The organism is Streptomyces sp. NPDC088261, from assembly GCF_044740805.1.
GTDB lineage: Bacteria > Actinomycetota > Actinomycetes > Streptomycetales > Streptomycetaceae > Streptomyces.
The window spans coordinates 183729-194476 of the sequence record NZ_JBIURL010000007.1 but is presented as its reverse complement, the minus strand read 5'-3'; the positions used below and the strand labels follow the sequence as shown (position 1 = coordinate 194476).

Genomic DNA, 10748 nt, shown 5'->3' with positions numbered 1-10748 from the left:
GGTCCCGTCGTCAACACAGACCGCCGGAGGCCGCCTGGCCCGGGCGGCGCCCCTCGCCGAGCGGGATGGCGACCGACGCGACGCCGCTGTCAGGACGTCGCTTTCTGGGTGCCGACCGGCACCCGCTTCAACGCCGTCGCTGCCCTCGAGCCCTTACCTCGGTCGCCAAACCGCAGATCAGACCGGCCACGGTGACCTCCGCCGATTTCCCTTTGTATGCCTGGAGACAGGTCGAGTGAACTACCGACACCGTAAATTGCAGGTCAGACCGTCTTCTTCACCGGCTCCAGGATGGCCACGCACTCCACGTGGTGGGTCATTGGGAAGAGGTCGAAGGCTCGGAGTTTGCGGGGCTTGTAGCCCGCCTCTCGGAAGTAGGCCAGGTCTCGGGACAGGGCTGCCGGGTCGCAGGCCACGTAGGCGATGCGGCGGGCGCCGAGGGTGGCGAGGTGTTTGACCACCTGTTTGCCGGCGCCCGCGCGTGGGGGGTCCAGGACGATCAGGTTCGTCTCCGTGATGTGCGTGCGCGGCAGGACCTGGTCGACCTTGCCCTGTTCGATCCGGACCCGGGGCAGGTCCTGGAGGTTGTGGCGCGCGTCCTCCACCGCTCGTTTGCCCGACTCGATGCCCAGCACCGCGCCGGTCTCGCCCACCCGTTCCGCGATGGCGCCCGCGAACAGGCCCACCCCGCAGTACAGGTCGAGCGCCGTGTCGCCCTTCCTCGGCATCAGGCCCTGCATCACGGCCTCCACCAGCAGCTGGGGTGCCTCGGGGTGGATCTGCCAGAAGCCGCCCATGCCGACGCGGTACGTACGGCCGTCCGCCCGCTCGCGGACGAACGCGCGGCCGTGCACCCGGTGCACTCCCCCGTCGTGCTCCTCGACCCGCAGCACCGACACCGGCTTGTCCAGTTCCACCAGCGGCAGCCTCCCGCCCGGCCTCGGCGCCAGGACGACCTGGCGGTCGCCGGAGCCCGACGCGCCGATCGCCTCGACCGTGGCGATCTGCGGCCAACCGCGCTTCTCCACGCCCAGTTCGCTGACCGCCTCCGAGGCGATCATGCAGTGGTCGACCGGCTCGATGTCGTGCGAGCGGTGCTTGCGCAGGCCCGCCCTGCCGTCCTCGTCCACCGCGTACTGCACCCGCGAACGCCACGCCGGCACCTCGCCCGCCGGCAGTTTGTCGCCGGGCGCGGGCATAACGGTCCCGTCCCAGCCGGCCTCCTCGGGCGTCAGGCCCGCGAGCCGCTGGAGCTGTTCGGTGATGACCTCGCCCTTGAGCCGCCGCTGCGCGCCCGGCTTGGCGTGCTGCCAGTCGCAGCCACCGCACCGGCCGGGGCCCGCGTACGGACACGGCGCCTCGACCCGGTCCTTGGACGCGTCGAGGATCTCCACCGCGTCGGCACGCAGGAAGCGCGAGTCCGCCTCGCCCTCCGTCACGCGTACCCGGACCTTCTCGCCGGGCAGCGCGTGCCGTACGAACAGCACTCGGCCCTCGTCGGTACGGGCCACACAGTGGCCGCCGTGCGCGACAGGGCCGACCTCGACCTCGTACTCCTCCCCCACCAGCGACGCCTGCTCGGAAGAAGGCTGCGGTTCTGTCTGCATGAGGGAGTGGCTCCAAGTTCAAGGGGAGATCAGGGGGGAGGGGGGAAGGACGTGAGGGGGAGACACGCCCGTGCTCCTGCTCAGCCCACCAGTGTACGGGCGCCCCGTCCCGCCGCCCGCCACCCCGGAAACCCTCAGCCCTTGTTCGTCGGCTCCTTCGGCCGCTCGTCCACCGGGCCCCGCCGCACCGCCCCCGGTGCCTGGTACACCGCCCTCTTCTTCGCGCGCTTCTTCGCCCGCTCCGAGGACTCCAGCTGGTACGGCACCGAGGTCACCATCACCCCCGGCGTGAAGAGCAGCCGGCCCTTGAGGCGCAGCGCGCTCTGGTTGTGCAGCAGGTGCTCGTACCACCGGCCCACCACGTACTCGGGGATGTAGATGCTGACCGCGTCCCGCGGGTTCTCGGTGCGCAGGCCGCGTACGTACTCGATCACCGGGCGGGTGATCTCGCGGTACGGGGAGTCCAGGATCTTCAGCGGTACGTTGATGCCGCGCCGCTCCCACTCCTCCCGCAGCACCTTCGTCTCCGCCGGGTCGACGCTGATGGACAGCGCCTCCAGGGTGTCGGAGCGCATCAGCTTCGCGTATCCGAGGGCGCGCAGCGTCGGCTTGTGGAGTTTGGAGACGAGGACGATCGAGTGCACGCGCGACGGCCTGACGCTGTCGTCGGACGGGCCCTCCGCCGCCGCGATCTCCTCGGCGACCCGGTCGTAGTGCCTCCGGATCGCGGTCATCACGGCGAAGAAGATCACCATGCCGAGCAGCGCGACCCAGGCGCCGTGGGTGAACTTGGTCGCCAGGACCACCACGAGCACCAGGCCCGTGAAGAACGCCCCGAAGGCGTTGATGGCCCGGGAGCGGACCATGTGGCGGCGCTTCGCCACGTTCTTCTCGGTCCTGAGGTGGCGGTTCCAGTGCCGGACCATGCCGGTCTGGCTGAGGGTGAAGGAGACGAAGACCCCGACGATGTAGAGCTGGATCAGCCGCGTCGAGTCCGCGCCGTAGATCCAGACGAGCAGCGCCGCCGCGCCGGCCAGCAGGACGATGCCGTTCGAGAACGCGAGGCGGTCGCCGCGGGTGTGCAGCTGGCGGGGCAGGTAGCGGTCCTGGGCGAGGATCGAGCCGAGGAGCGGGAAGCCGTTGTACGCGGTGTTCGCGGCCAGGAACAGCACCAGCGCCGTGGCCGCCGCGAGCACCACGAACAAGAACGTTCCGTCGCCGAAGACCGCGGCCGCCACCTGGGAGATCACCGGGTTCTGGACGTACCCCTGGCCGACCGGGACGCCGCTGCTCCGCAGCAGGTCCGTCTCCGGGAACTCCGCCATCTTCACGTGCGTGGCCATGGCCAGCCCGATGATGCCGCAGAACATGGTCACGGCCAGGCCGCCCATCAGGGCGAGGGTCGTGGCGGCGTTCTTGCTCTTGGGCTTGCGGAACGCCGGGACGCCGTTGCTGATCGCCTCCACGCCCGTGAGCGCGGCACATCCGGAGGAGAAGGCGCGCAGGAGCAGGAAGACCAGCGCGAAGCCGGCCAGCCCCTGGTGCTCCGCCTTGATCTTGAAGTCGCTGGTCGGCGAGTGCATGGTCTCGTTGAGGACCAGACCGCGGAACGCGCCCCAGAGGATCATGAGGAAGACGCCGCCGACGAAGACGTACGTCGGGATCGCGAAGAGCTTGCCCGACTCCCGTACCCCGCGCAGGTTCATCATCGTCAGCAGGATGATGATCCCGACGGCGCACGCGACCTTGTTCTCGATGACGAAGGGGATCGCCGAGCCGAGGTTCTCGACCCCGGACGAGATGGACACGGCCACGGTCAGGATGTAGTCGACCAGCAGCGCGCTGGCGACGGTGAGGCCGGCCTTCGGCCCGAGGTTGGTGTTGGCGACCTCGTAGTCGCCGCCCCCGCTCGGGTACGCGTGCACGTTCTGCCGGTACGAGGCGACGACCGTGAACATCAGGACCACGACGGCGGCGGCGATCCACGGGCTGAAGTGGTACGCCGACACACCCGCGACGGACAGGACCAGGAGGACTTCTCCCGGCGCGTACGCCACCGAGGACAACGGGTCGGAGGCGAAGACGGGCAGGGCGATGCGTTTGGGGAGGAGGGTCTCTCCCAGCCTGTCGCTACGCAGCGCCCGCCCGATGAGAATCCGTTTGGGCACGTCGGTCAGTTTGGACACGCAAAGGATCGTATGCGTTCGAACGATGAGCTGTGCAGGCAGCACCGCCTACTGAGATGGCGGCAACGGCGGCGTTGCCGCATAAGCTCAGGTGCAGGGGACACGGTATACGGTGTCCCGCCGGTGGCGCGTATGCCGAGAAGGAAGAGTGAACAGGGTGTTTTCGCAGGTCAGCGAGATGACCAGGACTGCGGGGTAAGCGCACGTGCACATCGTCATCATGGGATGCGGCCGGGTCGGAGCCGCACTCGCGCAGACCCTGGAGCAGCAGGGGCACACGGTCGCCGTGATCGACCAGGACCCCACGGCCTTCCGTCGGCTCGGCTCCGGTTTCGGTGGCCGCCGGGTCAGCGGCGTCGGATTCGACCAGGACACCCTGCGGGAAGCGGGGATCGAGGATGCCGGCGCCTTCGCGGCGGTCAGCAGCGGCGACAACTCGAACATCATCGCGGCGCGCGTCGCCCGGGAGATGTTCGGCATCGAGAACGTCGCGGCCCGCATCTACGACCCCCGCCGCGCCGAGGTCTACCAGCGCCTGGGCATCCCCACCGTGGCGACGGTCCGCTGGACCGCCGACCAGATGCTGCGGCGGCTGCTGCCGTCCGGCGCGGAGCCGCTGTGGCGGGATCCGAGCGGCGGGGTGCAGCTCGCCGAGGTGCACACGTCGGCGCACTGGATCGGGCACAAGATCAGCACGCTCCAGGAGGAGACGGGCGTCCGCGTGGCGTTCCTCACGAGGCTGGGCGAGGCCATGCTGCCGACGTCGCAGACGGTGCTCCAGGAGGGCGACCTCGTCCACGTGATGATGCGTACGGACGAGATCGAGAAGGTCGAGGCGTCATTCGCCGAGGGCCCGGACGAAGGCGGGAACTGATGCGCGTCGCGATTGCCGGGGCCGGGGCGGTGGGCCGTTCCATCGCCGGCGAGCTGCTGGAGAACGGTCACGAGATCCTGCTGATCGACAAGGCACCGACCGCCATCTCGGTGGAGCGGGTGCCGTTGGCGGAGTGGCTGCTGGCCGACGCCTGTGAGATCACCTCGCTGGACGAGGCCGCGCTGCAACGCTGCAACGTGGTGATCGCCGCGACGGGCGACGACAAGGTGAATCTGGTCGTCTCGCTGCTCGCCAAGACCGAGTACGGGGTGCCGCGGGTGGTGGCCCGGGTCAACAACCCGAAGAACGAGTGGCTCTTCAACGAGTCCTGGGGCGTCGATGTCGCGGTCTCCACGCCCCGTCTGATGTCGGCGCTGGTGGAGGAGGCGGTGAGCGTCGGCGATCTCGTACGGCTGCTGCGTTTCAGCCACGGGGACGCGAACCTGGTCGAGCTGACGCTGCCGCCGGAGTCCGCGGTGACGGGCACGCAGGTCGGGGACGTGGTCTGGCCCGAGGACACCTCGCTGGTGACGATCATCCGCGGGACGCGTGTGCTGACGCCGAATCCGGAGGAGACGCTGGAGGCGGGCGACGAGCTGCTGTTCGTGGCGGCGCAGGCGCGTGAGGAGCAGCTGGAGGACCTGCTGTCGGTGCTCCGCGAGGAGACGGACTGACCGGCGGGTCAAAAGAAGTCAAGAAAAGAGAAAAACGGCTTCGGGCGCCGGACCAGTCGTGGTCCGGCGCCCGAAGCGTCTCCGGTACGTCAATCCCGTACGGAGCGGGCCCTACGCCTCGCGGCGGTGGCTCACCGGGCCGTCCGACGTCCCCGCGGCGGCGGCCTTGCGGGCCTTCTCGGCCTCCTCCTCCGCCTCCATCTCCGCGAACACGTCGATGGGCGGCGGCGCCTTCGCCAGGAAGACCCAGGTCAGCCAGACCGCCAGCAGGAACGGCGGGATCTTGAGCGCGACCAGGACCCAGCCGAGCTGCGCCGTGTCCGCCCACCAGTACAGCGGGAAGAGGATCGCGCACTTGGCGAGGAGGATCAGGCCCCACGCCCAGCTGGCCTTCGCGTAGGCCTTCTTGCGGCCGGGGTTACGGGTGCGCCAGGACAGGTTCTCCTTGAAGACCGGGCCCAGGATCAGCCCGATCAGCGGCACTCCGGCGGCGGCGGTCGCCAGGTAGGCGACGGCCAGGCCCAGCGTGTAGAGCATGCCGGGCAGGTAGAAGTCCTTGGCGTTGCCGGTCATCATCGCGAAGACGACACCGAAGGCGACCCCGAAGACCCCGCTGAACGCGTGCTTCACCGTGTCGCGGCGCACCAGCCGGACGACGAGGAGCACCAGCGAGACCCCCACGGCGGCGATGGCCGACGTGTGCAGGTCCTTGTTGATCGTGAAGATCGTGACGAAGAGCAGTCCGGGGAGGACCGTCTCCACCATGCCGCGCAGGCCGCCGAAGGCCTCGAAAAGCGCCGCTTCTGTGACGGCCTTCGCGTCGGCCGCCTGCTGGTCCGCCGTGGCGGGAGAGGCGGGTGGGGCTGTCGAGGCGGCGGGCTTGTCGAGTGACGTCACCGGCTACTCCTGTCCGAGCGGTCGGATTTCGTATTTGGGATTGAACAGCACCCGGCGGCCGTGGCTCATGGAGATCCGGCCGGAGGCGATCAGCTTGCGGCCCGGCTCTATGCCCACGATGGAGCGCCGGCCCAGCCACACGACGTCCAGCGGCGCGGTGCCGTCGAACAGCTCCGCCTCCAGAGCGGGGACTCCCGCCCGTGGACGGAGGGTGACCGTCCGCAACGTACCAGCCACCCGGACGATCTGGCGGTCGCTGCACTCGGAGATCCGCGTGCAGCCCGACGCCTGCGTGTCCTCCCGCAGCTCCTCGGACTCCAGATCCTCCTGGGAGCTGGACAGCCGTTCGAGCATGCGGCGGAAGCGGCCGCCCGGCTTCTCAGCACTCATACCTTGAGGGTACCGGGCCCCGGGCTCCGCGTTCGCGGGTCCCGCGCCAGGTTTTCGAACCCGGTTTCGAGCCGCGACACGCCCGCCGCCCGGCCCGCGCTCGCATCACCGTTCGAAGCGGTAGCCCATGCCCGGCTCGGTGACGAAGTGGCGCGGGTGCGAGGGATCCGCCTCCAGCTTCCGGCGCAGCTGGGCCATGTAGACCCGCAGATAGTTGGTCTCCGTGCCGTACGAGGGCCCCCAGACCTCCTGGAGGAGCTGTTTCTGGCTCACGAGCCGGCCCGTGTTCCGTACGAGGACCTCCAGCAGGTGCCATTCGGTGGGCGTGAGCCGTACGTCCCGTCCCTCGCGGTGGACCTTCTTCGCGGCCAGGTCGACGGTGAAGCCCTCCGTCTCGACCAGCGCCACCCCCTCGTCGCCGTCCCCGCCGACCGGTTCCGCCCGCCGGACGGCGGCGCGCAGCCGGGCCAGCAGCTCGTCCATGCCGAAGGGCTTGGTGACGTAGTCGTCGGCGCCCGCGTCGAGCGCCTCGACCTTCTCGTCCGAGGTGTGGCGGGCGGAGAGCACCAGGATCGGGACACGGGTCCAGCCGCGCAGGCCCTTGATCACCTCGACGCCGTCCATGTCCGGCAGCCCGAGGTCGAGGACGACGACGTCGGGGTGGCGGGCGGCGGCGAGTTCGAGCGCGCCGGCGCCGTCGGCCGCCGCGTCCACCTCGTACTTGCGCGCCTTGAGGTTGATCACGAGGGCGCGCACGATCTGCGGCTCGTCGTCGACCACGAGCACCCGGGTCATAGGGGTCTGCCTTTCTGCGGGCCCGGTCATGAGCTGACGCGGGCGGGTTGTCCCGAGGGGGCCGGCGCGGGTCCGGGGGCCGCTCGGAGCGTGAGGACCATGGTCATGCCGCCGCCGGGGGTGTCCTCGGCGGCGAGGGTGCCGCCCATGGCCTCGGCGAAGCCGCGGGCGACCGCGAGTCCGAGGCCGACCCCGGCGCCGCGCGGGGCGTCGCCATGGCGCTGGAAGGGTTCAAAGATCCGGTCCTTGGCATCGTCGGGGACACCGGGGCCGCTGTCCACGACGCGCACCTCGACGCGGGAGCCGAGGGTGCTCGCCGCGACGGTGACGGGCTGTCCGTACGGGCTGTACTTGACGGCGTTCTCCACGATGTTGGCGACCGCCCGCTCCAGGAGGCCGGGGTCGACGGCGACCATGGGCAGCGATTCGGGGACGTCCAGGACGACGCTGCCGTCGGGGACCCCGCCCAGCGCCATCGGGACGACCTCGTCGAGGTCTATCTCGCGGATCAGAGGGGTGACGGTTCCGGTCTGGAGCCGGGACATGTCCAGCAGGTTCCCCACCAGGTGATCCAGCCGGTCGGCGCCGTTCTCGATGCCCTCCAGCAGTTCGGCCCGGTCCTCCTCGGACCACTCCACGTCGTCGGAGCGCAGGGAGGTGACCGACGCCTTGATCCCCGCCAGGGGGGTACGGAGGTCGTGGCTGACCGCCGCCAGCAGCGCCGTACGGATGCGGTTGCCCTCCGCCAGGGCCCGCGCGTGCTCCGCCTCCCCCACGAGCCGCTGCCGGTCCAGGACGACCGCCGCCTGGGCGGCGAAGGCGGCCAGCACCCGCCGGTCCTCGGCCGGCAGCATCCGCCCCGAGAGCGCCAGCGCCATGTGGTCCCCCACCGGCATGTCCACGTCGGCGGCCTCGGGGCGGTCCACGGGAGCCGGACCGACGCTGCCCGCGCGGGTCCAGGGCTCGACGTCGCCGCCGCGCTCCAGGAGGGCGACCGACTCCATGGCGAAGGTCTCCCGTACCCGCTCCAGCAGGGCGTCCAGGGTGGTCTCCCCGCGCAGGACACTGCCCGCGAGGAACGACAGGATCTCCGACTCCGCCCGCAACCGGGCGGCCTGGTGCGTACGGCGGGCCGCCAGGTCCACCACCGACGCGACGGCCACGGCGACCGCGAAGAAGATCGTGATGGCCACGAGGTTCTTGGGGTCCTGGATGGTGAGGGTGTGGGTGGGCGGGGTGAAGTAGAAGTTCAGCAGCAGGGTGCTCACGGCGGCGGAGGCGAGGGCCGGCCGCAGGCCGCCGAGCAGCGCGGACAGCACGGTCAGGAAGAGGAAGAGCAGGACGTCGTTGGCGAGTCCGAGCGTGTCGTTCAGGGCCGTGAGCAGCAGGGAGAGCAGGACGGGCGCGACCACCCCGACCAGCCAGCCCCAGATGATCCGCTGGCGTCCGAGGCGGGCCCCGCGCGCCACCGGCAGCCCGCGCCCCTTGGCCACCTCTTCGTGCGTGACGATGTGGACGTCGAGGTCGGGCCCCGACTCCCGGGCGACGGTCGTGCCGACGCCGGGGCCGAACACGTACTGCCAGGTCTTGCGGCGGCTGGAGCCCAGCACGATCTGGGTGGCGTTGACGCCCCGGGCGAATTCGAGCAGCGCGGAGGGGATGTCGTCGCCGATGACGTGGTGGAAGGTGCCGCCGAGGTCTTCCACCAGGGTGCGCTGGACGGTCAGTTCCTTGGGCGACACGGCGGTGAGGCCGTCGCTGCGCGCTATGTAGACGGCGAGCACCTCGCCGCCCGCGCCCTTCTCGGCGAGGCGGGCCGCGCGGCGGATGAGCGTACGGCCCTCGGGTCCGCCGGTCACGCCGACGACGATGCGTTCGCGGGCCTGCCAGGTGGAGCGGATGTTGTGCTCGCCCCGGTACTCCTGGAGGTATTCGTCCACCCGGTCCGCCACCCAGAGCAGCGCCAGCTCACGCAGCGCGGTCAGGTTCCCCGGCCGGAAGTAGTGGGAGAGGGCCGCGTCGACCTTGTCGGGTTTGTACACGTTGCCGTGGGCCATGCGGCGGCGCAGGGCCTGCGGGGACATGTCGACCAGCTCGATCTGGTCCGCCCGCCGCACCACCTCGTCCGGTACGGTCTCCCGCTGCCGTACGCCCGTTATGGACTCGACCACGTCACCGAGTGATTCCAGGTGCTGGATGTTGACGGTGGAGACGACGTCGATACCGGCCCTGAGCAGGTCCTCGATGTCCTGCCAGCGTTTTTCGTTGCGGGAGCCGGGGACGTTCGTGTGGGCCATCTCGTCCACGAGCGCGACGGAGGGGTGCCGGGCCAGGACGGCGTCCACGTCCATCTCGGTGAAGAGCGTCCCCCGGTACTCCAGCTCCCGGCGCGGGACCTCTTCGAGGCCGTGCAGCATGACTTCCGTACGGGACCGGCCGTGGTGCTCGACGAAGCCGACGACGCAGTCCGTACCACGCTCGACCCGGCGGTGGGCCTCGGAGAGCATCGCGTACGTCTTGCCGACCCCGGGCGCCGCACCCAGATAGATCCTCAGCTTGCCGCGTCCCATGGCCCCATTGTCGTCTTCCGTACGCTCCGGCGCGTCCGGCCCGTGGTGGTCGCCGCGGGCCGGACGGCCGTGAGGATGTCCTGGCGCGGTCAGCCGGCCAGTTCCTTCAGGGCGGTGTTGAGGGCGAGGACGTTCACCGTGGGCTCGCCGATGAAGCCGAGCGCGCGCCCGTCGGTGTGGTCCGCGACCAGCCGGCCGACCTGTGCGGCGGTGAGGTGGTTGCGCTCCGCCACCCGGTTCACCTGGAGCCTGGCGTAAGCCGGTGAGATGTCCGGGTCGAGGCCCGAGCCGGAGGAGGTCACCGCGTCGGGCGGCACCTCGGAGGGCTTGACCGGGTGGCCGGGGACGGAGTTGTCCTTCACCACGGCGGCCTTGGCGTCCTTGACCCACTGGATCAGCTCTTCATTGTCGCCGGAGCGGTTGGTCGCCCCGGACAGGATCAGCTTGTACTGGGTGTTGACCGAGTTGGCGCCCAGGCCGTTGGAGGGGCGCGGCTGGAACCACCTGAGGTCCGGCGCGGGGGTCTCCTGGCCCTTCTTCAGCGGCAGGTCGTAGCGCTGGCCGATGAGCGAGGAGCCGACGACCCGGCCGTCCGAGGTCACCTCGGAGCCGTTCGCCCGGTGGGGGAAGAGGCCCTGGGCGACGCCGGTGACGGCCAGCGGGTAGAGCACCCCGCACAGGACGGTGAGGACGAGGAGGGCGCGCAGGGCGGCCCCGAGGAGCCGTGCGCCGCCGCTTGCGGAGCTGTTCATGAG

General features: G+C 70.5%; 9 protein-coding genes. 2 read left to right on the top strand and 7 right to left on the bottom strand.

Annotated features, from left to right (window positions below; all coding sequences use genetic code 11):
* Positions 1 to 263: 263 nt before the first annotated feature.
* Positions 264 to 1607 carry a class I SAM-dependent RNA methyltransferase gene (locus ACIODU_RS16350; RefSeq protein WP_401768038.1) on the bottom strand — a complete coding sequence of 448 codons (1344 nt, stop codon included), beginning with the start codon at positions 1605 to 1607 and terminating at the stop codon, positions 264 to 266.
* A 134-nt stretch (positions 1608 to 1741) separates the two neighbouring features.
* Complete coding sequence (locus tag ACIODU_RS16345) at positions 1742 to 3793, bottom strand: APC family permease (RefSeq protein WP_401768036.1); 2052 nt, start codon at positions 3791 to 3793, stop codon at positions 1742 to 1744.
* 205 nt (positions 3794 to 3998) lie between these two features.
* Here ACIODU_RS16345 and ACIODU_RS16340 point away from each other — a divergent pair, with 205 nt between their 5' ends.
* Entirely contained in the window at positions 3999 to 4667 is a 669-nt protein-coding gene (locus ACIODU_RS16340) for a TrkA family potassium uptake protein (protein ID WP_161308300.1), read from the top strand.
* Complete coding sequence (locus ACIODU_RS16335) at positions 4667 to 5341, top strand: TrkA family potassium uptake protein (RefSeq protein WP_327234080.1); 675 nt, start codon at positions 4667 to 4669, stop codon at positions 5339 to 5341. The genes ACIODU_RS16340 and ACIODU_RS16335 overlap by 1 nt, the downstream gene beginning before the upstream one ends.
* Before the next feature lie 111 nt (positions 5342 to 5452).
* Here ACIODU_RS16335 and ACIODU_RS16330 read toward each other — a convergent pair whose 3' ends face one another.
* From ACIODU_RS16330 to ACIODU_RS16310, 5 genes are all read right to left on the bottom strand, one after another.
* Entirely contained in the window at positions 5453 to 6238 is a 786-nt protein-coding gene (locus ACIODU_RS16330; RefSeq protein WP_161308298.1) for a DUF3159 domain-containing protein, read from the bottom strand.
* A gap of 3 nt (positions 6239 to 6241) precedes the next feature.
* Positions 6242 to 6592 (bottom strand): OB-fold nucleic acid binding domain-containing protein, encoded by a 351-nt coding sequence (locus tag ACIODU_RS16325; RefSeq protein ID WP_388336682.1) that lies wholly within the window; start codon positions 6590 to 6592, stop codon positions 6242 to 6244.
* Between the two features lie 141 nt (positions 6593 to 6733).
* Positions 6734 to 7423 (bottom strand): response regulator, encoded by a 690-nt coding sequence (locus ACIODU_RS16320; protein WP_356433116.1) that lies wholly within the window; start codon positions 7421 to 7423, stop codon positions 6734 to 6736.
* A 26-nt stretch (positions 7424 to 7449) separates the two neighbouring features.
* Positions 7450 to 9993, bottom strand: a complete 2544-nt coding sequence (locus tag ACIODU_RS16315; protein ID WP_401768033.1) for an ATP-binding protein — start codon at positions 9991 to 9993, stop codon at positions 7450 to 7452.
* A gap of 89 nt (positions 9994 to 10082) precedes the next feature.
* Positions 10083 to 10745 carry a potassium-transporting ATPase subunit C gene (locus ACIODU_RS16310; protein WP_401768031.1) on the bottom strand — a complete coding sequence of 221 codons (663 nt, stop codon included), beginning with the start codon at positions 10743 to 10745 and terminating at the stop codon, positions 10083 to 10085.
* Positions 10746 to 10748 lie beyond the last annotated feature (3 nt).